Annotated in this window: 22 protein-coding genes and 1 pseudogene; 11 read left to right on the top strand and 12 right to left on the bottom strand. The window is 66.7% G+C overall.

All coding sequences use genetic code 11. From position 1 onward, the window contains the following. Positions 1-11: 11 nt before the first annotated feature. The 4 genes from ACIP5Y_RS13185 to ybaK all read right to left on the bottom strand — a co-directional run bounded on the left by ACIP5Y_RS13185 (position 12) and on the right by ybaK (position 3390). Complete coding sequence (locus ACIP5Y_RS13185) at positions 12-314, bottom strand: hypothetical protein (protein WP_400349990.1); 303 nt, start codon at positions 312-314, stop codon at positions 12-14. Between the two features lie 191 nt (positions 315-505). Further along, entirely contained in the window at positions 506-2119 is a 1614-nt protein-coding gene (locus tag ACIP5Y_RS13180) for an MDR family MFS transporter (RefSeq protein WP_400351258.1), read from the bottom strand. A gap of 71 nt (positions 2120-2190) precedes the next feature. Continuing rightward, positions 2191-2730: a MarR family winged helix-turn-helix transcriptional regulator gene (locus ACIP5Y_RS13175; protein WP_400349989.1), complete on the bottom strand. Its 540-nt coding sequence runs from the start codon at positions 2728-2730 to the stop codon at positions 2191-2193. A gap of 147 nt (positions 2731-2877) precedes the next feature. Continuing rightward, a complete protein-coding gene (ybaK, locus tag ACIP5Y_RS13170) occupies positions 2878-3390 on the bottom strand; it encodes a Cys-tRNA(Pro) deacylase (protein ID WP_400349988.1) in 513 nt (170 codons plus the stop codon). A gap of 147 nt (positions 3391-3537) precedes the next feature. Here ybaK and ACIP5Y_RS13165 point away from each other — a divergent pair, with 147 nt between their 5' ends. Both ACIP5Y_RS13165 and rsrA read left to right on the top strand, forming a co-directional pair. Next, positions 3538-4353 (top strand): sigma-70 family RNA polymerase sigma factor, encoded by an 816-nt coding sequence (locus ACIP5Y_RS13165; protein WP_400349987.1) that lies wholly within the window; start codon positions 3538-3540, stop codon positions 4351-4353. Positions 4354-4361: 8 nt separating this feature from the next. Then, entirely contained in the window at positions 4362-4625 is a 264-nt protein-coding gene (rsrA, locus tag ACIP5Y_RS13160; protein WP_400351257.1) for a mycothiol system anti-sigma-R factor, read from the top strand. Between the two features lie 79 nt (positions 4626-4704). On the opposite strand, the gene ACIP5Y_RS13155 is transcribed toward rsrA, so the two are convergent. Beyond that, positions 4705-4779, bottom strand: a complete 75-nt coding sequence (locus tag ACIP5Y_RS13155; RefSeq protein ID WP_153805149.1) for a 50S ribosomal protein bL37 — start codon at positions 4777-4779, stop codon at positions 4705-4707. 90 nt (positions 4780-4869) lie between these two features. On the opposite strand from ACIP5Y_RS13155, the gene ACIP5Y_RS13150 reads away from it, so the two are divergent. Continuing rightward, positions 4870-5085: a biotin/lipoyl-binding carrier protein gene (locus tag ACIP5Y_RS13150; protein ID WP_400349986.1), complete on the top strand. Its 216-nt coding sequence runs from the start codon at positions 4870-4872 to the stop codon at positions 5083-5085. Positions 5086-5202: 117 nt separating this feature from the next. Continuing rightward, on the top strand, positions 5203-6717 hold the full coding sequence (locus tag ACIP5Y_RS13145) for a sensor histidine kinase (RefSeq protein ID WP_400349985.1): 1515 nt from the start codon (positions 5203-5205) through the stop codon (positions 6715-6717). 293 nt (positions 6718-7010) lie between these two features. On the opposite strand, the gene ACIP5Y_RS13140 is transcribed toward ACIP5Y_RS13145, so the two are convergent. Both ACIP5Y_RS13140 and ACIP5Y_RS13135 read right to left on the bottom strand, forming a co-directional pair. Continuing rightward, the gene (locus ACIP5Y_RS13140) at positions 7011-7265 is read right to left on the bottom strand and encodes a WhiB family transcriptional regulator (protein WP_011211115.1); all 255 of its coding nucleotides are present in this window, start codon (positions 7263-7265) and stop codon (positions 7011-7013) included. 258 nt (positions 7266-7523) lie between these two features. After that, complete coding sequence (locus ACIP5Y_RS13135; RefSeq protein WP_400349984.1) at positions 7524-8462, bottom strand: diacylglycerol/lipid kinase family protein; 939 nt, start codon at positions 8460-8462, stop codon at positions 7524-7526. Between the two features lie 223 nt (positions 8463-8685). On the opposite strand from ACIP5Y_RS13135, the gene ACIP5Y_RS13130 reads away from it, so the two are divergent. Continuing rightward, a complete protein-coding gene (locus tag ACIP5Y_RS13130; RefSeq protein WP_400351256.1) occupies positions 8686-9072 on the top strand; it encodes a hypothetical protein in 387 nt (128 codons plus the stop codon). A gap of 107 nt (positions 9073-9179) precedes the next feature. On the opposite strand, the gene ACIP5Y_RS13125 is transcribed toward ACIP5Y_RS13130, so the two are convergent. The 4 genes and pseudogenes from ACIP5Y_RS13125 to ACIP5Y_RS13110 form a co-directional block, all read right to left on the bottom strand. Continuing rightward, positions 9180-9659, bottom strand: coding sequence for a GNAT family N-acetyltransferase (locus tag ACIP5Y_RS13125; protein WP_400349983.1), 480 nt, complete (start codon positions 9657-9659; stop codon positions 9180-9182). 10 nt (positions 9660-9669) lie between these two features. After that, positions 9670-10272 (bottom strand): acid phosphatase, encoded by a 603-nt coding sequence (locus ACIP5Y_RS13120; RefSeq protein WP_400349982.1) that lies wholly within the window; start codon positions 10270-10272, stop codon positions 9670-9672. A 66-nt stretch (positions 10273-10338) separates the two neighbouring features. Further along, positions 10339-11559: a PQQ-binding-like beta-propeller repeat protein gene (locus ACIP5Y_RS13115; protein ID WP_400349981.1), complete on the bottom strand. Its 1221-nt coding sequence runs from the start codon at positions 11557-11559 to the stop codon at positions 10339-10341. Positions 11560-13689: 2130 nt separating this feature from the next. Then, positions 13690-14998: pseudogene (locus ACIP5Y_RS13110) on the bottom strand (DEAD/DEAH box helicase); the annotation flags it as partial. 469 nt (positions 14999-15467) lie between these two features. On the opposite strand from ACIP5Y_RS13110, the gene ACIP5Y_RS13105 reads away from it, so the two are divergent. The 3 genes from ACIP5Y_RS13105 to ACIP5Y_RS13095 all read left to right on the top strand — a co-directional run bounded on the left by ACIP5Y_RS13105 (position 15468) and on the right by ACIP5Y_RS13095 (position 17678). Beyond that, positions 15468-16523, top strand: a complete 1056-nt coding sequence (locus tag ACIP5Y_RS13105; protein ID WP_400349980.1) for an alpha/beta fold hydrolase — start codon at positions 15468-15470, stop codon at positions 16521-16523. A 114-nt stretch (positions 16524-16637) separates the two neighbouring features. After that, complete coding sequence (locus ACIP5Y_RS13100; RefSeq protein ID WP_400349979.1) at positions 16638-17339, top strand: ferritin-like fold-containing protein; 702 nt, start codon at positions 16638-16640, stop codon at positions 17337-17339. 111 nt (positions 17340-17450) lie between these two features. Then, positions 17451-17678 carry a DUF3107 domain-containing protein gene (locus tag ACIP5Y_RS13095; RefSeq protein ID WP_396999441.1) on the top strand — a complete coding sequence of 76 codons (228 nt, stop codon included), beginning with the start codon at positions 17451-17453 and terminating at the stop codon, positions 17676-17678. A gap of 94 nt (positions 17679-17772) precedes the next feature. Here the strand turns inward: ACIP5Y_RS13095 and ACIP5Y_RS13090 are convergent, their stop codons facing one another. Then, a complete protein-coding gene (locus ACIP5Y_RS13090) occupies positions 17773-18438 on the bottom strand; it encodes a TetR/AcrR family transcriptional regulator (protein ID WP_400349978.1) in 666 nt (221 codons plus the stop codon). 460 nt (positions 18439-18898) lie between these two features. Between ACIP5Y_RS13090 and ACIP5Y_RS13085 the strand changes: the two genes are divergently transcribed. The 3 genes from ACIP5Y_RS13085 (at position 18899) to ACIP5Y_RS13075 (ending at position 22240) form a co-directional block, all read left to right on the top strand. Beyond that, on the top strand, positions 18899-19861 hold the full coding sequence (locus ACIP5Y_RS13085) for a DUF3152 domain-containing protein (protein WP_400349977.1): 963 nt from the start codon (positions 18899-18901) through the stop codon (positions 19859-19861). Positions 19862-19977: 116 nt separating this feature from the next. Further along, the gene (moeZ, locus tag ACIP5Y_RS13080; protein ID WP_400349976.1) at positions 19978-21162 is read left to right on the top strand and encodes an adenylyltransferase/sulfurtransferase MoeZ; all 1185 of its coding nucleotides are present in this window, start codon (positions 19978-19980) and stop codon (positions 21160-21162) included. A gap of 226 nt (positions 21163-21388) precedes the next feature. Then, on the top strand, positions 21389-22240 hold the full coding sequence (locus tag ACIP5Y_RS13075; protein ID WP_400349975.1) for a TIGR02569 family protein: 852 nt from the start codon (positions 21389-21391) through the stop codon (positions 22238-22240). The last annotated feature ends 105 nt before the right edge of the window (positions 22241-22345 follow it).

Here is a 22345-nt window from a genome sequence, read left to right as displayed (position 1 = left end):
CTTTCGAGCGTCTAACTGCACTTGACCGTCGGCAACGCGATATTGAGCGAGCACTTCAACGTGTCCGCGATCAGGTCGAGAATCTTGGTGGTCAAACCGCCACCGAGCTTCTCGGCCTTGTCGAGGTGCTCCTCTTTCTTCGGCTGCTGCCCGCTGCCCTGTCCCGGGTCCGGGAAGCTCGGGTTCAGCGCCGGCACAACCTCGAACGGTGTAGCTGCGGCCGTAGCTGCCGTTATGGGCCCGGCGGCCGACGCGATCAGCAGTGCCCCGGAGAGGGCTATGACGGTAGTGCGAAAACGCCGATGAGAGGCCATAAACCGCATCACATCCTAGGGTCGAAGGACACGCCGACTCACAAAGAACTCCCTGTCCGTTCCCAAGTAACTCACAGAAAATCGCCCGAATTGTGAAACGTGCCCGGATCCGGCGTGTGGCCCACCTACAGCAATGCCCCCGCTGCTTACCAGCAGCGGGGGCATTGTCCGTGTTTGCCAGGCGGACCTGGTCAGCCGATCGCGGGCTCCATCGGCGCCTCTTCCTTGCGCGCCTGGAGGCCGCCCGCGCTACGCAGCGGGACTTCCTTCCAGAACAGCACCAGGATGAAGCCGAGCAGCGCCACGAAGGTCGCCGACAGGAACACCGTGTCCATGGACTTGGCGAAGCCCTCCTTGAACGGGTGCGCCAGCGTCGGGTCCAGCTTCTGGATGATCGAGCTGTCGTTGAGCACCTGGCCCGCGACCGCCGGATCCTTGTTCACCAGACCGTTGGCGACTTCCTTGTCGACGGGGTTGCTGCCGGTCATGGCGTTCTGGATGGCGACGGAGTACTCCTTGTCGTGCGAGGCGTGCTCCAACGAGGTGGTGATATTGCCGGTCAGCTGGGTGAACAGCACGGACAGGAACACCGCCACGCCCAGGGTGCCGCCGATCTGCCGGAAGAAGGTCGCGGCCGCGGTGGACACGCCCATGTCCTTGGGCGGCAGCGCGTTCTGGATGGCGAGGGTCAGCGGCTGCATCAGGTTGCCGAGACCGAAGCCGGTGATGGCCATGAAGATCATGGTCTGCCACAGCGCGGTGTCCGCGGACACGAAGTGCAGCAGGAACAGTCCGATGGTCAGCAGCGCCGCGCCGGTGGGCGGGAACCACTTGTAGCGACCGGTCCGGGCGATCAGCTGGCCGGCCAGGATCGAGCCGGACATCATGCCCGCCACCAGCGGCAGCATGAGCAGACCCGCCTTGGTCGGGCTGGCGCCCTGCACCACCTGCAGGTACTGCGGCAGCAGCGTGATGCCGCCGAACATGGCCGCACCCACGACCACCGAGATGACCACGCCGAGCGCGAAGGTGGAGCTCTTGAACATGCGCAGCGGGATCAGCGCGGCATCGCCCAGCTTGGCTTCCACGGCGATGAAGGCGAGGATGCCCAGCGCGCCGAGGATGTAGCAGAACAGCGCGTGTCCACTGGTCCAACCCCATTCGCGGCCCTGTTCGGCCACGACCAGCAGCGGCACCAGGCCGACGGCCAGGGCGAGGATGCCGGCCCAGTCGATGGCGACCTTGTTGGCGGGACGCTTCGGCAGCTTCAGCACCTTGGTGACCACGGCCAGCGCGATCAGGCCGATCGGCACGTTCACCAGGAACACCCAGCGCCAGCCGGTGACGCCCAGGATCTGGTTGGTGCCGGACAGCACGCCGCCGATGACGGGGCCGACGACGCTGGAGGTACCGAACACGGCGAGGAAGTAGCCCTGGTAGCGGGCGCGTTCCCGCGGCGACACGATGTCACCCATGATGGTCAGCGCCAGCGACATCAGACCGCCCGCGCCGAGGCCCTGGAAGGCCCGGAAGGCGGCGAGTTCGTACATGGACGAGGCCATCGAACAGGCCAGTGAGCCGACCACGAAAATGGTGATGGCCGCGAGGTAGAACGGCTTGCGGCCGTACATGTCCGAGAGCTTGCCGTAGAGCGGGGTGGCCAGCGTGGAGGTGATCAGGTACGCGGTGGTGACCCAGGCCTGCGCCGAATATCCGTGCAGCTCATCGGCGATGGTGCGGATCGAGGTCGAGACGATGGTCTGATCCAGGGCGGCCAGCAGCATGCCCAGCACCAGGCCGCTCATGATCACCAGGATCTGCTTGTGGGTGAAGCCGGCGGAATTGACTTCCGGCTCGGCGACTTCCGTTGTTGTACTCACTGCTTCTTCTCCGATGGTGCGTAAAAGGACTGAAGGTCTCTGTGGGCCGAGAGCTCGGCCAGCATCTGCTGGCGGGTGGTCTCGTAGCCGTCGATGAAGCGGATCAGCAACGCGGCGAAGGTCTCCCGTTCGGCGGGTGACCAGTCGCGCATGACCTGGTTCAGGGATTCGTTGCGGCGCACCAGGATCTGGGTCGCCACGGTGCGTCCGTCCGCGGTGATCGCCAGCACGCTGACCCGGCCGTCGGCGGGATCGGCGCGGCGTTCGATGAGTCCGCGCTTGACCAGGGCGGCGACCTGCCGGCTGATGGTCGAGGCGTCCGAGTAGAGCGCCTCGGCGACGGCGCCGGAGCGCATCGGGCCGCAGTGGATCAGCTGGAACAGGATGGCGAACGCGGCGGGCTCGATCTCGCCGTTGGTGGCGGCGGCGATCTGCGCATTGGTGCGGTCGCGCAGCTTGCTCAGGCGGCCGATCTGGAAGCCGATGGTGTCGACGAGTTCGTCGGCGCTGTTCGTGATCGCCGGGTCATCGGTCATCTCGGTCCCACCTCCTTGCAAATCTCAACTTCTTGTCTCAATCAACTGCTTGCGGCAATCAACTAGTTGTACGCCGCAAGTATTCCCAGATGGTTGACCCAGGGCAAGTTTTTTCCGGAGGAGGTGTCTCAGCTCACGGGTAAGTGATCACCGGACAGCGACGGGGGAGGTTACCGCACCCGTGAGTCGTACCAGGTCGGCGGGTGCCAGCTCGATCTCCAGCCCGCGCTTCCCGGCACTGCACAGCACCCGATCCCACTGCAGCGCGGACTCGTCGACGACGGTCGGCAGCAGCTTCTTCTGCCCGAGCGGCGAAATACCGCCCAGCACATAGCCGGTCGTGCGTTCGGCCTTCGCCTTGTCCGCCATGGCGGCCTTACCGCCGCCGAGCGCCGCGGCCGCCGCCTTCAGCGACAGCGTCGTCGGCACCGGCAGCACGGCCACCGCCAGCGCGCCCGAACCCAGCTCGATCACCAGGGTTTTGAAAATCTGCTCGCCGGTAACTCCGAGCTCGCCGGCCAGCGCCTCGACGGCTTCCACGCCGTACGAATCATTTCGCGGATCATGCGCGTACGCGTGCACCCGATGATCTACCTTCGCTTGCACGAGCGCCTTGATCGCCGGGGTGGAACCCTTGATCGCCGGAGTCGAAGCAGCCATGACCTTCACCTTAGAGACCGTCCGCAAGCGGATTTTCACACTGTGGGAACAGGGATCGGGCCACACCTGTTGCATGCGTTACGCGCTTCGCAGCAACCGCAGGGCCCACGGCGTGCCGGCGCAGCATCCATCACGAAGGAGGAGTCGGTGACCGTCTTGGTCGAAGAGCCTCTCGTTACGCTACCGGCCGGTTTCCTGGCCGAATCCCTGTTCGCGGTAGATTCAATTGCTACGGCGATCGAAGGGATCAGTGTGACGAGCGACGACGACAATGTCGATCGCCTGCGCGATGACGAAGTCATCGATGACGGCGACGATCGCGCAGTCGAACACGGCGAAGCGGATGAGGACGGTGCGCGCAGCGCCGAATCCGCCGTCGATCTGGCACAGCGGTTCGAGCGTGACGCGCTCCCGCTGCTGGACCAGCTCTACGGCGCCGCCTTGCGCATGACGCGCAACCCGGCCGATGCCGAGGATCTGGTGCAGGAGACCTTCGCCAAGGCGTATCAGGGGTTCCGTTCCTTCCGGGAGGGCACCAACCTGCGGGCCTGGCTGTACCGCATCCTCACCAACACCTACATCAACTCGTATCGGAAGAAGCAGCGCCAGCCCGCGCAGTATCCGACCGACGAGATCACCGACTGGCAGCTGGCCTCCACCGCCGAGCACACCTCCACCGGTCTGCGCTCGGCCGAAATGGAAGCCCTCGAGGCGCTGCCCGACGACGACATCAAGGCCGCTCTGCAGGAGCTGCCCGAGGAGTTCCGGATGGCGGTGTACTACGCCGACGTGGAGGGCTTCCCCTACAAGGAAATCGCCGAGATCATGGGAACCCCCATCGGTACCGTCATGTCCCGTCTGCACCGTGGCCGCAAGCAGCTCAAGGGCCTGCTTTCGGACGTGGCGCGGGAACGTGGATTCAACCGGTCGGGCAACGGCGCGCGTGAGGAGGTAACCCAGTGAGCGACGAGATGGATGATCTGGACTGCTCGGCGGTGCTCGCCGATGTCTGGCTGCTCCTGGACAACGAGTGCGACGGAGCCGCCAAGGAGCGGCTGCGGGAGCACATCGATCGCTGCTCGCCGTGCATCGAGGCCTACGGCCTGGAGGAGAAGCTGAAGTCGCTGCTGAACCGCAAGTGCGGCGGCGATCGCGCGCCGGAGGCCTTGCGCAAGCGGCTGACCATGGAGATCCGGACGAGCTACGTCGAGACCCGGATCGAAACGGCCGAATAACGGTATACATACAGCTGAGCGGCACCCTTCCCGGTGGGAAGTGGTGCCGCTCAGCAGTTTTCGAGCTTGTAGCGATAGCTCAGGCGTTCGGCCGCTTGCCGTGATTGGCTGCGTTCTTCTTGCGGCCACGCTTCTTACGTCCACGCTTACCCATAGGTAATCTCCCTTCAGTCGGTCGCCATTCTTTCACGTGTGGTTGGCTGTACCTTCAGGGGCTACAGGTCACTCGAACGGAGAGGTGTGCATGGCTGAGGAAGTGCTGGCGGAGATGGTCTCGACGGTCCAGGAGATCCTGGTTGCCGTCGGTGACGCCGTGAAGGCCGACGACCCGGTCGTCATGCTGGAGTCCATGAAGATGGAGATTCCGGTGATCGTGGAGTCCGAGGGCACGGTGGCGTCCATCAATGTCAAGCCGGGTGACGTCCTGCAGCCCGGGGATCTGATCGCCGTCATCTCCTGATCTGAGCGGTTTGTCGCATTTGCCCCCATGCACCGGTCGCTTGACCGGTGCATGGCCGTTTCCGGGCACCGGCCGTGGGAACATACCCTCGACTTGGGAACTGAGGAGCGTGGGTGCATGTCGACACTGAGCGATCTACTGGCCGAGCACACCGACCTACCGGGTGCCGCCGTCGATCATCTGCAGCGGGTCGTGGGGGATTGGCAACTGCTGGCGGATCTGTCCTTCGCGGATCTGCTGCTGTGGGTGGGAACCGGTCCGGTCGCCGACGGCGCGGACATCGTGTGCGTGGCGCAATGCCGCCCCACCACCGCACCCACCGTGCACCCGGAGGACCTGGTCGGCTCCAGCGCCCTGAAGGAAGCCCACCCGCAGGTCTACGAGGCCCTGCTCACCGGTGAGATCGTCCGCTCGGACGCCGACACCGAGACCACCGGCGTCTACCACCCGCATCCGGTGCACGCGATCCGCGAGGCCATCCCGGTGCGCGTCGGCGACGATGTGATCGCCATCCTCGGCCGCGACACCGATGTACAACGCCGGAAAATGCGCTCCAGCTTGGAGATCGCGTACATGTCCTGCGCGGACGACCTGTGCCAGATGGTCGCCGACGGCACCTGGCCCGCACTGGAGGACCGCACCGGCGCGCACTCCAGCCCGCGCGCCGGTGACGGGTTCATCCGCCTCGACACCGAGGGCACCGTCGTCTACGCCAGCCCCAACGCCCTGTCCGCCTACCACCGCATGGGTTTACAGAACGATCTGGTCGGCCAGGATCTGGCGCTGACCACCCGTTCCCTCATCACCGACCCCTTCGACGCACAGGAGGTGGTCGGCGATATCCAGGCGGCCCTGGCCGGAAAGGCCGGGCGCCGAATGGAAGTCGAGGCGCGCGGCGCAACGGTGCTGCTGCGCACCCTGGTCCTGCGCCCGCACGGCGAATTGGCCGGTGCCGCAGTGCTGGTCCGCGATGTGACCGAGGTGAAGCGCCGCGACCGCGCCCTGCTCTCCAAGGACGCGACCATCCGCGAGATCCACCACCGCGTGAAGAACAACCTGCAGACGGTGGCCGCGCTGCTGCGCTTGCAGGCCCGCCGCACCGAGAACGAGGAAGCGCGATTGGCGTTGACCGAATCGGTTCGCCGGGTGACCTCCATCGCCTCCGTGCACGAAATGTTGTCCATGTCGGTTGACGAGGAAGTCGACCTCGACGAGGTGGTGGACCGCCTGCTGCCGATCATGGCGGACGTCGCCACCGTGCACACCGCGCGCATCAAGGTCCGCCGCTCCGGTTCGCTGGGAGTTTTCTCCGCGGAACGCGCAACACCGCTGGTAATGGTGCTGACCGAACTCGTGCAGAACGCCATCGAGCACGCATTCGACGCCGGCGAAAACGGCACCGTGACAATCCGTTCCGAACGTTCCGCGCGCTGGCTCGACGTCATCATCAGCGACGATGGCCGCGGATTGCCCGACGGATTCAGCCTCGAGGCTTCCGACCGGTTGGGCCTGCAAATTGTCCGAACCCTGGTCACCGCGGAACTCGGCGGCTCCATCGGACTGCACCCCGGAGCCGATGTCGGAACGGATGCTGTACTGCGAGTTCCATTGGGTCGCAGGTCCGCGCGCTGAAATATATTCCCGCGCAATGATTTGTGCGCTGAAAACCTGCGGCTTATCCGCCTCTCCGCGACTCTTGCCGACCAGAAACGTCCATGGCATTTACGTTGCGGACCGGCGGATACGCACCGACTCACCTTCGGTCGTACCCGACGAGTTACCCCGATTCTCGCGAAATCAGTGGTCGCCTCGCGCAACGGGTCTGATCGGGAAACAGTGAAGCCCGGCACCTGTGGTGGTGCCGGGCCGAATTGCGTTGCGACCGAGAGGCTGGGGTTTCGGTCGTAACGCCTGTCGTCAGCGTGTTAGACGACGGTACGGGTACGGGTGCGGGCGTTGCGACGCTTCAGCGCCCGACGCTCGTCTTCGCTCATACCACCCCAAACGCCTGCATCCTGCCCGGACTTCAGGGCCCAGGACAGGCAGTCGGCGGTTACAGGGCAGCGAGCGCAGACCAGCTTGGCATCGGCAATCTGCGCGAGCGCCGGACCACTGTTACCCACCGGGAAGAACAGCTCGGGGTCCTCGTCACGACAGATGGCCTTGTGGCGCCAGTCCATTCCTCTGCTCCTTTGCTAGGGCGCGCGCATACGGCGGCCCTTCGGGTTTGTGGTCCGTTCACTTGTGCGACTCGAATGTTTCCGCACGGTTGCTTGTGAATGCTTTCACGAACACCGTAGATGTCAAGAGATACACAGTGCACCGTGGGGAAGCTCACGCTGTAAGACCCCTACATGGGGAGTCTGCCGTGTCATTTGTACTCGCTCTAGCCGGTTTTCGCAGCACAACAGCGATGTTTCTCAGGTGTGTCGAGCCTGCTAGGGCTTCGGCGCGACCACATCGAGGATATCCGGGACGGCTGTGAAATTCACCATGTTGCGCCGGCCGATGAAGTCGCCGTCGATTTGCAACCCGATGGGCCGCTCGGACTCGATCGACACGCCCGGAACGTCGTCCTCGCGAAACAATTTGTGGCCCTGGGGATCTCCATTGGCGATCAGCAACTGCCGGGTGAGGAGCAGGGTGGACAGGATGCCCATGGTGCGCATGGCAAACACTCCGAGACCCGTTTCGAAACTGGTCCCCGGGTTGGTGACGACGGGCGTGTTGTCGAGGTATGTCCATGGACTCGCGTTGGTCACGAACGCGTAGTGCACATCCGTGATCGGTTCGTGACCGGGAATCGTCAGACGTACCTGCGGGGCATGCCGTTTGGTGCGGAAGAACTGTTTCACCGTGGTGCGCACATAGCGGGTCGGCGTCGCGGGCTTACCGTTCGCGCGCTTCGCGTCGATGGCCTCGCACACATCCGCGTCCAGGCCGACACCGGCACTGAAGGTGAACCAGCGATCATCGGCGACACCCAGTCCGATGCGGCGATCGGCCTCGTCGCGCAGCAGATCGATGAGCTGATTGGTGGCGGTCACCGGATCCGGCTCGATGCCGAGCGAGCGCGCGAACACATTCGCGGAACCGCCCGGAATGATCCCCAGCCGCGGCAGCCATTCCCGCTGTTGCGCACCCGGCAGCGGCAGAAAACCATTGATGGTTTCGTTCACGGTGCCGTCGCCGCCGTGCACCACGATCAAATCCATCCGCGTGTCCGCGGCCCACTGCGCCAATTCCGCGGCATGTCCCCGATGCTCGGTCTGCACGACCGTCAATTCGGTCCGGCTTTCCAACGCGTGAGCAAGCAGATCGCGAGTGGACCGAGTGGTCGAGGTGGCATTCGGGTTCACGATCAGCAACGTCCGCACGGGAGCAGCCTACTGAGGTTCGCCGCGACCCGAATGCCCGAGTCGGGCGTAAACCGTTCGGGCGCAACGACCGGGAATCTCCGGGGTGATCATGGGCGCGGCGGCCGCCACAGATTCCCCCTCGTAGAACCACACGACTACGCACGGTCGTAGGCTGTCCCGCGTGGCTGAGGAGAATGGCGTGGCCGAGGGAAACGACGGCGGCAAGGATGTCGCGGCGGTCGTGCCGAACACCATCCGGGCGGCGGGCGCGCTGACCGCGCTCGAAGGCGCGGTCGGGGTGGTCGTGGCGATCATCTTCATCGTGCGCGCGGCGACGGGCGCCGACCAGCATGTGGTGAACGGTTATGGGACCGCCGCCTGGCTGGCCATTCTCGGCGGCGCGGTGCTCGCGGCGGGTATCGGGCTGTCCCTCGGCAAGCGGTGGGGACGCGCCATCGCCGTTATCGCGAATCTGCTGTTGCTGCCGCCGGCCTGGTACATGATCACCTCGCATCAGCCGTTCTTCGGGATTCCGCTGGGCCTGATCGCGATCGCCGGACTGGTGTGCCTTTTCGCGCCGCCGTCGAGCCGCTGGATGGCCGCCGGGTACGAATTCTCGGGCGAATAGATCATTTCGGGACAGCCCCGCTGCAGTGATTCTGCAGTAGCTCGTAAAGCCCGCTGAATGGCTCACTGCCGCGTTTTCGGGGCTGTCCGGACCTTTCGGTCGCCGGCTCAGTCGTCGGCGTGGGAAGCCAGGCGGGCGAGCGCGCCGCCGGAGAGCCGGTATCCGGTCCACTCGTGCTGATGCTCCGCGCCGATGGATTCGTAGAAATCGATCGACGGCGTGTTCCAGGTGAGCACCGACCAGTCGACGCGCGCATAACCCTGCTCGACCGCCTCGCGGGCCAGCGCGGCCAGCAGATCCCGGCCCAGGCCGCGCCCACGCGCCTCCGGCTGCACGAACAGATCCTCGAGGAAGATGCCGTGCACACCCTTCCAGGTGCTGTAGTTCAGGAACCAGATGGCGCAGCCGACCACACCCTGATCCGATTCGGCCACATGCGCGTACAACGCCGCGCGCGGCCCGAACAACGCCGTCTCCAGCTGCTCCGCGGTGAGGGTGCATTCGTCGCGGGCCTTCTCGTATTCGGCGAGGTCGTAGACGAGTTGCACGAGCGCGGGAATGTCGGCGGGGGTGGCGCGGCGGATCATCGGGGTCCTTTCAGAGATCGTCTAGATGGGCGATGAGGTTGTGCGCCCGCAGGGTCCGGGCGTCGTGCTCGTGGCCCAGCAGGCTGATGCCCGCGGTGGACATGAAGAACCGCTGTCCCTCGCACACGTCGAATTCCAGCCAGCGGGCGATGAGGGCGCGGGAGAAGTGCCCGTGCCCGACCAGCACCACATCCCGATCCCGCAGTGCGGGTTCGACTTTCGCGAGCATCCGGTCGGCGCGGGCGGTCACCTGCGCGGCGGATTCACCGCCGGGGACGACGCCCTTCCAGATGGTCCAGCCGGGATCCTGCTCGCGGATCTGGGTGGTGGTGAGGCCCTCGTAGTCGCCGTAATCCCATTCGGCGAGGTCCTCGTCGGTGCGGTCGGCGGGAATCCCGGCCAGTTCCGCGGTGTGCACGGCGCGCTGCCGGGGGCTCGACACCACCAGCGGATCGCGCAATTGCAGGCCGGCGATGATCTTCCCGGCTTCGCGCGCCTGCGCTTCGCCGGTCGCGGTGAGGGGGAGATCGGTACGACCGGTATGCCTGCCGTTCGCGGACCACTCCGTCTCGCCGTGCCGCAACAACACCAACCGGAACTCGCCACCGCTCATGCAAGGGATCATGCCGGACGACGGTGACATACGTTGCCCGGCCCCCTGCCGCGTGCCGTGGTGCCGCTAGGAACCCAGCGCGTACATGGTGGGGCCGCGGCGTTCCAGCACGGTCGAGCCGACCGTGGCGAGGGTGATGGGCTCGTTGTGATAGTTGCTGCGCTGCACCGGGATTCGGGCGGTCTGCGTGCCGGTGGCGGGATCCAGCGCGGCCAGCCCGTCGGGCACCGGGACCAATACCTTGCCGGCCATCAGGGCGGGGGTGCCGAGTACATGCTGCACACCCCACAGTGGGTCGAAAGTGGTGGAGTTCAACGCGATCAAGGTGTCGCCGGTGTACACGAAATAGGCGTTCGCGATATGCGCGACCAATGCGTTGTCGGCCATCGGCGCCGTGAGCGCATGGGTGGCAACGAGATTCCCGGACACGTCGTACACCGCGAATTCCGGTGGGGTGCCGGATGTTCCGGGCAGATACACCAGGGTCCGGCTGTCCGATGCCGCGAGCACCCGCGCGCCGTTCACCGCGCCGCCGGGCTCGTTGAGCACCTGCGAACTGTATTCCTCCGGGACGGTGCCGTCCTTGGGCGCCGGATTCTGGATGGTGAGCCGGTCCGCGTTCTCCTTGGGGCAGCGTTCCAGCACCGCCAGCCGGCTCGGCGCCGAAGCCGCCGACAAGAGCGTGCATCCGGTGCGCGGTTGCGTATGCGGGTTCACCGGCGCATCGACATACCCGTATTCGAGCGTGCGCACCAGATCCGACCGCCACATCTCCAGCCGATTGTCACCGAGCGCCAGCATGTACGTGCCATCCGGCGCCAGCGACACATGATCATCCATATAACTGGATCGCGCGGCCAGCCGAGTCCCGGTCTCCGCATTCAACAGCGTCGTCTGACTACAGCCCCGCTCATCCCGATACGTGGCGATAACCGTCCCGAACTGCACCTCCGCCGCACACAACGGCAGCTTCCGCGCGTACTTCCACACCTGCTCCCCGGTCCGCGGATCCCGCCCGGTCACGGTCCCGCCCTCCGCGGTAACCGCCACCGCCCCCACCGAAAGCGCCCGCCCCGCCACCCCATCCGCCTGCTGCCACAACTCGTGCAACTCGGTAGGCAACGCCGTAGCAGGAGCAGGCGCCGCCAGCGTCTGCGCCGCAGGCACCGACTCCGTCCCCCGGACATCGCTGTCCCACACGATGACCACTATCGCGATAGCCACCAGAGCAGCGATCGCGACAGCGGTGAGAATATCGGCGCGCGTCCGCCGCTCGGGTGCGAGCACGACAGCGAGACTAGCCGATCCACCCTTCGATGCGCCGCCGGCGGCAGACCCCTGAGACGGCAATCGCCCGCCGCACCGGCTCGAGGAGCAGGGGCGGCGGGCGACTGAATTGTTTCCGCTATGCCGAGGCTGCGACGGCGTCGTCGGCGGTCACACCGGCACTCACCGTGGCCTTGCTCCGAGTCCGCTTCTTCGGCTTCTCGGCAACGGTCTCGGCGGGGGCCGCGTCCGCGGTAGCGGATTTGGCGCTGCGCGTCGCGCGCTTCTTCGGAGCGGCCGGCACGGCCTCCGCCACCTCGGCGGTGGACGCTTCGGCAGTCTTGGCCCGGCTCACGCGCTTCTTCGGAGCTGCCTCGGCCGTAACCTCCACGGCCGCAGTTCCGTTCACCGCGGTGTCTGCGGCGGCGGAAGCTTTGGTGCTCCGAGCGCGCTTCCGCGGGGCCGCGGCAGCTTCCTGCTCAGCGTCCGCCACCACGGCCGTCTCACTCGCGGCAGAGGTCGCGGCCTTGGGGGTCCGCTTGCGCGGCGCGGCCTTCGGCGCATCCACGGTGGCCGAGGCTTCCGTGGCAACGGCCGTCGCGTCCGGTGCCCCCGCGGTGCGGCGGGCGCGCTTCTTCGGTGCGACCTCAGCGGCAACGGCTGCCTGCCCGGCGGTAGCCGCATCCGAGTCGGCCGCGCCGTTCACAGCTTCGGCCTCCCCGGCGGTGCCGCGGGTGCGCTTGCGCGGTGCGGCCTTCGGGGCTTCGGCGATGTCAGCCGCCGCACCGGCCTCGACCGATGCTTCCGTGGTCGTCGAATCTGCTGCTCCCGCGGCCCGGCGAGCGCGTTTGCGCGGTGCGGCGGCCTCGGCTGCGGCAGGTGCCGCGAGGTCGGCCGTGCCGTTCACGGTCTCGGCCGCTGCCTCGGTGACGCGAGTGCGCTTGCGCGGCGCGGCCTTCGCCGTGGCCTCGCTTGCTGTGCTGTCCGCGGCCTTGGCCGCGACGTCGTTCGCAGCACCGGCCGCGACGTCGTTCGCTTCGGTCGTGGCCTTGCGGGTGCGCTTGCGCGGAGCCGCCTTCGGGGCGTCGCCTGCGATCTCGGCGGCGCTTACCGCCTCGGCGCCGGCCGGCACCGGGGTGGCCTCGGTGACGGCCGCCTCGGTCGCGGTGCTGTTACCGCCGACGGTGGCCTTGCTGCGGGTCCGCTTACGCGGGGCCTCGGCCTCGGTGGTGGCTGCCTCGGTGGCCGTGCCGCTCGCGGCTTCCGTTCCGGTGGGCTCGGAGGTCTTGGCTCGGCGGGTGCGCTTGCGGGGCGCCTCGCCGGTCGCGACCGAATCGCCGGTGGCCGGTGCAGCGGTTGCGGTGGGATCGGTGACGGCCGAACCGTTTGCTGCCGCAGCGGTCGTGCTCGGTGCGTGGGTGTCCGGGGCATGCGAGAAGAGTGCGGTCTGCACGCCGGTGGCGTTCGAGTCGGTGCCGTTCACCGCGACGGTGGAACCGTTCGTGGTGTCGGTCGTGCCTCTGGTGCGGCGGGTGCGCTTGCGCGGGGCCTCGGTGGTGGAATCCGTTTCGGCGGAAGCGTTTCCGGAGTTCACCGCTGCGATGCCGGCGGCATTCGCCACTGCGGTACCGGCATCGGCTGCCACGGCCGGGATTTCGGTCGCTGCCGTGTCCGCGGTCGAGACCTCGGCCTGGCGAGCGGTGGCCGAGACCTCGGCCTGCCCGGCAGAGTCGGCCTCGCTGTTGCGCGACTCGACAGAGCCGTTGGTGTCGGCCTGGCCGCGGCCGCCACGGCGGTTGCGGCGGCGGCGACGGCCGCCTTCGGTGTTGCCGCTGTCCTCGATTGCCGGATCGGGCTGTGCCGCTTCGGTATTCGAGGTGGTCTCGGTGTTGCCGTTGGTGACCGCGGCGGTGTTGTCGCCGGCGCCCTTGCCGCGGCGACGGCGGCGGCGGCGACGGCCGGGCTTGTCTTCGTCGGTCGAATCGCCTTCGGAGACAGGGGTTCCGGTGGTCTCGGTGACGACGGCCTCGTTGTCGAGGGGGCGTCCGCCGCGGGTGCGGCGGCGGCCGCGGTCGCGGGGGGCGCGGGATTCGCGTTCGACCACGACGGCGTCCTCGTCGCGTTCCGGCTTGCGCTTGCGCAGCACACCGGTGATGCCCTCGGGGATGCCGAGTTCGGCGTAGAGGTGCGGGGAGCGGGAGTAGGTTTCGACCGGTTCGGGGATCTTCAGGTCGAGGGCGGCGTCGATGGAGGCCCAGCGCTTCAGTTCGTCCCAGTCCACCAGGGTGATGGCGACACCGGCGCGGCCCGCGCGGCCGGTGCGGCCGATGCGGTGCACGTAGGTCTTCTCGTCCTCGGGGCACTGGTAGTTGATGACGTGGGTGACGTCGTCGATATCGATGCCGCGGGCGGCCACGTCGGTGGCGACCAGCACGTCGATCTTGCCCTCGCGGAACTTCTTGAGCGCCTTCTCACGGGCGATCTGCCCGAGGTCGCCGTGTACCGCCCCGACGGCGAAGCCGCGTTCGGCGAGATCGTCGGCGACCTTCTGTGCGGTCCGCTTGGTGCGCGCGAAAATCATGGTGGCGCCGCGGGTTTCGGCCTGCAGGATGCGGGCGACGAGCTCGCTCTTGTCCAATGCGTGTGCGCGATAGACGAATTGCTCGATGCGGTCGTGGATCGCCGAATCGTGCGGCTCTTCCGCGCGAATGTGCGTGGGCCGGTTCAGGAATGTGCGCGCCAGCGTGATGATGGGTCCCGGCATTGTGGCCGAGAACAGCATGGTCTGCCGCTGATCGGGGACCATATTGAGGATGCGCTCGATATCGGGCAGGAAGCCCAGGTCGAGCATCTCGTCGGCCTCGTCGAGCACCAGCACCTGCACCTTGCCCAGGATCAGATGCTGCTGTTCGGCCAGGTCCAGCAGTCGTCCGGGCGTGCCGACGACGACGTCGACGCCGCGGCGCAGCGCCTCGATCTGCGACTCGTACGGCCGGCCGCCGTAGATGGCGGTGACGCGCAGCGGCGTGCCGTCGGCGGCCTTCACATGCTTGGCGGCGTTCTCCAGGTCGGAGGTGACCTGCACGCACAGCTCGCGGGTGGGCACGATGACCAGCGCGCGCGGCGTGCCGTCCAGCGCGATGGTGCCGGAGCTACCGGTGCTGATCCGATGCAGCAGTGGCACACCGAATCCGAAGGTCTTGCCCATGCCGGTGCGGGCCTGTCCGATGAGATCCTCACCGGCCAGTGCGAGCGGCAGGGTGAGTTCCTGAATCGCGAAGGTGCGTTCGATGCCCATTTCGGCGAGTGCGCGCACGATTTCGGGGCGCACATTCAGTTCGGCGAAGGTGGGGGCGGTGTGGGTTTCGTCGAGCTCCGCGGTGAGCAGCGTGTCCGCCACGCCCGGTTCCGGCTCTACGGTGATCTTGCTCAGGGTTCTTGCCTTTCCTCGTGTTCGCATCTCGCGCGCACGAGGTGTGGGGCGGACCGGCCGGTCCGCGACGACCACTGATCCGTTTTCGCGCCGCTGCGGGATGCCTTTCCGGGATCGTCCTGGGCCGGGCATCGACCTGGCGCGGCGTGCAGTGCTGCGGATCGGAGTGCGCGCACATTTTCCGTGGACTACGGCCATCGGCCCGGGTTCACCGTGTTGAGGGCAAACTCGTTCGGGCGAAATTTTCGCTGTCCGCGGAGATTGTAGCGTGATACATACTTCGCCCTGTTTTCCGCCACCGTAATTGCCGGGCATTATTGCGCTGGTAGGGGTGGAAATCGAACGTTCGGGCGAGTGGGGCGTGGGTCTTCGCATCTCCGTTAAGGATTGCGGCGCACCATAATTCGCATCAGGATGAACGCTGGGTGCGTGTGTGGAGAGTTGGGTTGCTCACATATGTGTTACAAGGTGTAGCAGTATGTGCGAAGTTGTGCGGGTGAGCTTGGCAGACACCGTGAGCACCGCCGCACGCAACGCTGTGACATCAGCACGCAACGCGTGGGCTCTGACCTTCGGCGACGGCATCGCCGACCCCGAACCCACTCCCTCGACCGTGCTGCACGATGCGCCGCATCGTGAGCTGCGCCGCTACGACGGCGCGAGCGCCGACGCCCCGGCCGTGCTGCTGGTGCCGCCGCTGGCCGCGCCCGCCTTCTGCTTCGATCTGCGCCCCGATCAGAGCCTGGCCCGCTTCCTGCTCGAGACGGGCCGCGCCCCCTACCTGGTCGACTACGGCGACATCACCTTCGACGACCGCCGCATGGGCTTCGAGGACTGGGTGGACGACATTCTGCCCGAGGCCATCCGCCAGGTTTCCGCCGATCGCGATGGCCGGCCGGTGGATCTGGTGGGCTGGTCCATCGGCGGCGTGCTCGCCCTGCTGACCGCGGCCGCGGATCAGACCCTGCCGATTCGTTCCATCACCGCGGTCGGCGCCCCGCTGAGCTACGACCACATGGTCGGCGTGCGTGAGTTGCGCGCCCTCACCTGGCTGGACGGCGGCTGGACCGCCACGGCCGCGATCCGCGCCGCGGGCGGCGTCTCGGCGCGCCTCACCCGAATCGCCTACCGCGCCACCGCGTGGGAGCGAGAAATCAAGCGCCCCTTCTTCATTGCGAGCAATCTCGCGGATACGGCGACGCTGGCCCGGATGGAGACCATCGACCGGTTCCAGAATTCGCTGCCGGGTTATCCGGGCCGGTTCTACAACCAGTTGTGGAGCCGCTTCATGCTGGAGAACGACATCGGCAAGGGCGTCGTGCACCTGGGTGAGCGCGAGATCGCCGTCGCCGAGGTGACGGTCCCGGTGCTGCTGGTCGGCGGCCCCGACGATGTGATCACCGCGGCCGCCGCGGTCCGGCACGGCCTCGAGACGCTGACCGGTTCGCCGGACGTGCGCTACGAGACTGCCCGGGGTTCGCATCTCGGCATTCTCACGGCCCGGGAGACCACCTGGACGTACCTGGACAAGTTCCTGCGCGACCAGGCTTGAGTCGCGTACGAAAAACGCAGTGGCGCACGGCTTTCCGTGCGCCTACGGATCAGGCCGCGGGTGTCGTCGCCGATGGGTGAATGCGCACGTCCGGGGCGGACTAGGGTGGGACCCATGGGAGCAAATTCGCCTACCGCGCTGGGCGCCGAGCCGGAATCTGCTGACGGCAAGATCGCCGCCGCGCACCCCGGAGTGACCGATCTGTTCGCGGTGCTCGCCTATGGCGAGATCTCCGCCTTCTACCGTCTGGCCGAAGAGGCGAAGCTTTCGCCTTCACTGCGCGGCAAGGTGGCCGTCGCCAAGATGGCCGCCAATGAGATGGCCCATTTCCACACGCTCGAGCAGGCGCTGGCGGATCGCGGCGCGGACGTGTTCGACGCCATGGCGCCGTTCGTGCGCGCCCTGGACGCCTATCACGCCTCCACCGACCCTTCCACCTGGCTGGAGTCGATGGTCAAGTTCTATGTCGGTGACGGCATCGCCGCCGACTTCTACACCGAGATCGCCGGCGCCCTGGCTCCCGAGGTCGCCGACGTGGTGCGGGATGTGCTGGCCGAGACCAGTCACTCCGAGTTCGTCATCGAGGAGGTGCGTACCGCAGTCTCCCTGAATCGTTCCGAGCGGGACCGCCTCACCCTGTGGGGCCGGCGCCTGCTGGGCGAGGCCATCACCCAGGCCCAGTACGTGATGGCGCAGCGCGACGACCTCACCGAGCTGGTGCTCACCGCCACCGGTGATCTGAACGGCGTGGCGACGCTGTTCGAGCACATGCAGGACAGTCACGCCGAGCGCATGCGGCAGCTCGGTCTCGGCTAGCCGTTCCCGGCCGTTCGTTCGCTGAGAGCGCACGGCCGTCTGTGCCGGTACCGCGGCACGCTCGACTAGCCTGATCAAGACAGCACAGGACTCTAGGTTCGGAGGTTGGCCGTGGAGGTCAAGATCGGTATTTCGGATAGCCCGCGTGAGCTCGTGATCAACAGCTCGCAGACCCCTGCCGAGGTCGAGGCGCTCGTCGCCGGTGCTTTCCAGGGTGAGGGCGGCGTCGTGTCGCTCACCGACGAGAAGGGCCGCAAGTACCTGATCCAGGCTTCCAAGGTCGCCTATGTGGAGATCGGCACTCCGTCCTCGGGTCGCGTCGGCTTCGCGGCTGTCTGAGAGACGAACAAGATTGGCCCGCCGAGGTTCTCGGCGGGCCAATTCTTTTTGTCCGATTCGCTGTCCGATTCGATTCAGCGAGAGTGCTTATCGCTCAATCGATCGGGTGCAGCGGCACATGCTTGAGTCCGCCCCAGCACAGCGAGACGGTGGTGTCGACGGCCTCTTCCTTGGGGATCGGGCGATCGGCCTCCAGCCAGTAGCGCGCACTGAACTGGCTCGCGCCGACGAGCCCGACGGCGAGCACGCGGGCGCGGTAGGGGTCCAGTCCGGAGTCGTGCGCGACCAGGTCGAAGACGGCGTCCACGCAGGCCTCGGTGGCCTGTTCGACGCGGCGTTGCACCTGCGGCTCATTGGTGAGGTCGGATTCGAAAACCAGTCGGAAACCCTGGGTTTCGTGGTCGACGAAGTCGAAGTAGGCCTGTACGGCGGCGCGGACGCGCTGCTTGTTGTCGGTGGTGGAGCGCAGCGCCTGGCGCACGCTCGACACCAGGGCGTCGACGTAGTTCTGCAGCACGGCCAGGTACAGCTCGAGTTTGCTCGAGAAGTGCTGGTACAGCACGGGTTTGCTGACTCCCGCACATTGGGAGATTTCGTCCATACCGGAGGCGTGGTAGCCGCGCAGCACGAAAACCTCGCTGGCGGCGGCGAGTAGCTGTGCGCGGCGCGCCTCGCGGGGCAGGCGGGTGCCGCGCTTGCTCGGCGCCATGGCCTCGGACGACATGCGATGGCTAGTCATCCGGTCCACGAGGTCAGTCATTCCGATCTCCCAGTCGATTCCCGGTAGGAAGGAGGTCACCGGGGGTATCTCTCGAACGATACTCGCTCGGGGGTCCGGTGCCGATCCTGGTTCCGAATATTTGATGTGCTGGATCTTGTCGATCCGCACAATGCCGTGGCCGATCCGCATTGATACGACAGTGCGGTTGCCGCATCGATTATGCGAGGCCGATCACACTTGTGTAGCACATGTGCCGATTTGTGAGGTGTACCCCATTCACGTGAGATATCTCGCAGGGAGTGGAGTAGGGGTGTCCGGACCGGACACTCGCCCCACGTGGCGGCGGGCATTCTGTGAGAGTCTGATGGGCGTGAAGCGCCGAGGTAGACCCACCGGGCCGATCTACGATCCGCTCGGTATGTATTCCGCGGACAGCGCACCGCAGACCGGCCCGTCGGTTCCTTCTCTGGTCGAGGATCCACCTCCCGGAGATGATCGAATGCCCCTGCCGCATCAGCCACTGCGGGCCAGCTGGGATCCGACCGCGGTCCCCGAAGGCGGCAACGGCCGCCCGCGCCCGGAACGCGAGACCAAGAAACAGAGTGGGCTCGGCAGATTCGTCTCCACCTACGGCTGGCGCGCCTACGCCCTCCCCGTCCTGCTGGTGGTCACCGTGCTGGTGGCCTGGGACGCCTTCAGTGGCCACGGCGGCAACGGTTCCGGTGTCCCCGGCTTCGGCCGCCTGAGTGACCACACGGACAAACCGACCGGCATCGTCGGCGGTCTGCCACCCAAGGGCGACGGCGTCTTCCCCGCGAACCTGCCCGCGGGCGCGGTCCCGGGCGGCGGCCCCTACACCGATACCGCCGCCGGCACTTGGCATGTGGTCCCCGGCGGTACCGGGCAGATCGGCCAGGGCACCGAACACGTCTTCTCCTACACCGTCGAGGTCGAGGACGGGGTGGACACGTCCAGCCTCGGCGGGGACGACGCCATCGGCCGCATGGTCGACGCCACCCTCGCGAATCCCAAGTCCTGGACGCATGATCCGCGCTTCGGCTTCCGCCGCATCGACAACGGCAATCCGGACTTCCGGATCTCGCTGACCTCCCGCGACAGCACCCGCAAGGCGTGCGGCTTCGAAATCCCCATCGACTCCTCGTGTTTCAATGCCGATATCGGCCGCGTCGTATTGTCCGAAGTGCGCTGGGTGCGTGGCGCATTGGCCTTCGAGGGCGATGTCGGCTCCTACCGGCAGTACCAGATCAATCACGAGGTGGGGCATGCCATCGGCTACCACCAGCATCAGCCCTGTGAGACCGACGGCGGCCTGGCGCCGGTGATGATGCAGCAGACCTTCGGCACCCGGAACAACGACATCGCCAAACTGGATCCGGAGGGCGTCGTCCCGATGGACGGCAAGACCTGCAAGTTCAACCCCTGGCCCTACCCCCGCGCCTGACCCCTGGCCGGATTCCGCCTGCCCGCCGGAATAGGCTGGGGAAGAACGGCCCGAGCCGCGGTGTTGCACACATCTGCCGCGAGTATTCGGCGAATTCGATTGAGGAGTCCGCAGACGTGTCATCGCATCAGTCCCTGCCGCCCCTGGTGGAGCCGGCCGCGGAGCTGACCCGGGACGAGGTCGCCCGCTACAGCCGTCACCTGATCATCCCGGATCTCGGGGTGGACGGGCAGAAACGTTTGAAGAACGCCAAGGTGCTGGTGATCGGTGCGGGCGGGCTGGGTTCCCCGGCACTGCTGTACCTGGCCGCCGCCGGAGTGGGCACCCTGGGCATCGTCGAGTTCGACGAGGTGGATGCCTCGAATCTGCAACGGCAGATCATTCACGGCGAATCCGATATCGGCCGCTCCAAGGCCGACAGTGCGCGCGAGTCGATTCTGGAGATCAACTCCGGAATCGATGTGGTGCTGCACAAGATTCGCCTCGAACCCGAGAACGCGATCGAGCTGTTCGAGCAGTACGACCTGATCGTGGACGGCACCGACAACTTCGCCACCCGCTACCTGGTCAACGATGCCGCCGTGCTGGCGCACAAGCCGTATGTGTGGGGCTCGATCTACCGGTTCGAGGGCCAGGTCTCGGTCTTCTGGGAAGACGCCCCCGACGGTCGTGGCATCAACTACCGCGACCTCTATCCGGAGGCCCCGCCGCCGGGCATGGTCCCGTCCTGCGCCGAGGGCGGCGTACTGGGCGTGTTGTGCGCGTCCATCGGTTCGATCATGGTGACCGAGGCGATCAAGCTGATCACCGGTATCGGCGACCCGCTGCTGGGCCGTCTCATGGTCTACGACGCACTCGACATGACCTACCGCACCATCAAGCTGCGCCGCGACCCGGCGCGTCAGCCGATCACCGAACTCATCGACTACGACGCCTTCTGCGGCGTGGTCTCCGAGGAGGGTCAGGCCGCGGCGATCGGTTCGACCATCACCGCACGGGAGCTCAAGGAGATGCTCGACGCGGGCAAGGATGTCGCGATCATCGATGTGCGCGAGCCCGTCGAATGGGACATCGTCCGTATAGACGGGGCGACACTGATCCCCAAGGACCGCATCCTCTCCGGTGAGGCGTTGGCGGAGTTGCCGCAGAACCGTCCGATCGTGTTGCACTGCAAGACCGGTATCCGCTCGGCCGAGGCGCTGGCCGCGCTCAAGCGTGCCGGTTTCTCCGATGCCACGCATTTGCAGGGCGGCATCATCGCTTGGGCCAACCAGGTCGATTCCTCGCTACCGGTGTACTGATTCCGGCTGCGGCGATCACGACACGCCGCAAGCCGGAAAAGCTGGCTGAGCACCGAATACTGAGCGACGATTGCCGAGTTGGCGACTGATTTCGTAACGATTCGGGTAACTCACCGGGTACCGGATAGATCGGGTACGAGTTCAACCGCCGGTCGCCAGCGAAAATGGCCACGGCACACGGGTCTGGCCTCGAGTCGCGGAGAGGCGGGACAGGACGCGCGTGACCATGACTGCTGTGGAACCTCCGGAGCATGTGCGTGCGACCTTCGGGCTGCGCGAGGAAGTGCCGGTTCCGCTCGGGAACTGGGACGGCGGGTGGCGCTGCGGTGACGTGGTGCTGAGCCCGGTGACCGATCACGCGCGGGCCGCGTGGTCGGCCAAGGTCCGGGAAGGTATACGGGTGGACGGGCTACGCTTGGCCCGCCCTGTGCGGGCCACGGACGGCCGCTATGTCGTATCCGGTTGGCGCGCGGACACTTACCTCGACGGTGTGCCCGAGCCCCGGCACGACGAGGTGGTGTCGCTCTCGCTGCGCCTGCATCAGGTGACCGCGAAGCTGGAGCGCCCGCGCTTCCTGGCGCAGCCGCCGATCGCGCCGTGGGTGGATGTGGATGTGTTCGCCGCGGCGGATCGGGCCGCGTGGGAAGCGGTTCCGCTGCGCAGTCTCAAGATGGGCGGCATGCTGCCCGCCACCTCACCGGACGGTGACCGCAGCCTGCATCTGATCACCCAGTTGTCCACGCTGCGTAAGCCGGTGACGACGCCCGCGCAGCTGGTGCACGGCGATCTGTTCGGAACCGTGTTGTTCTCCGGCTCTTTCGCGCCGGGTCTGACCGATATCACCCCGTATTGGCGTCCCGCGCCGTGGGCGGCCGCGGTGATCGTGGTGGATGCGCTGTCCTGGGGCGGCGCGGACGAGGGTCTGCTCGAGCGCTGGGGTGATCTGCCCGAATGGTCGCAGATGCTGGTGCGCGCGGTCATGTTCCGGCTGGCGGTGCATGCCCTGCACCCGCGCTCCACGCCGGAGGCCTTTCCGGGCCTGGCGCATACGGCGGACATGATCCGGTTGGCGCTCTAGGCGTTTCGCAAGCTGGTGAAAGCGCTGTCGCGCCGAGCGGATGAGTTTCGCTCGGCGCGACAGCTTTCCGGGCACCCGAGGGCGCGAGACCTCGAATACCCGTGT

The sequence above is a fragment of the Nocardia sp. NPDC088792 genome, assembly GCF_044750615.1.
Taxonomy (GTDB): Bacteria; Actinomycetota; Actinomycetes; order Mycobacteriales; family Mycobacteriaceae; genus Nocardia.
Note: the sequence above shows the minus strand (reverse complement) of the source record. Positions and strands in the feature narration are given on the sequence as shown.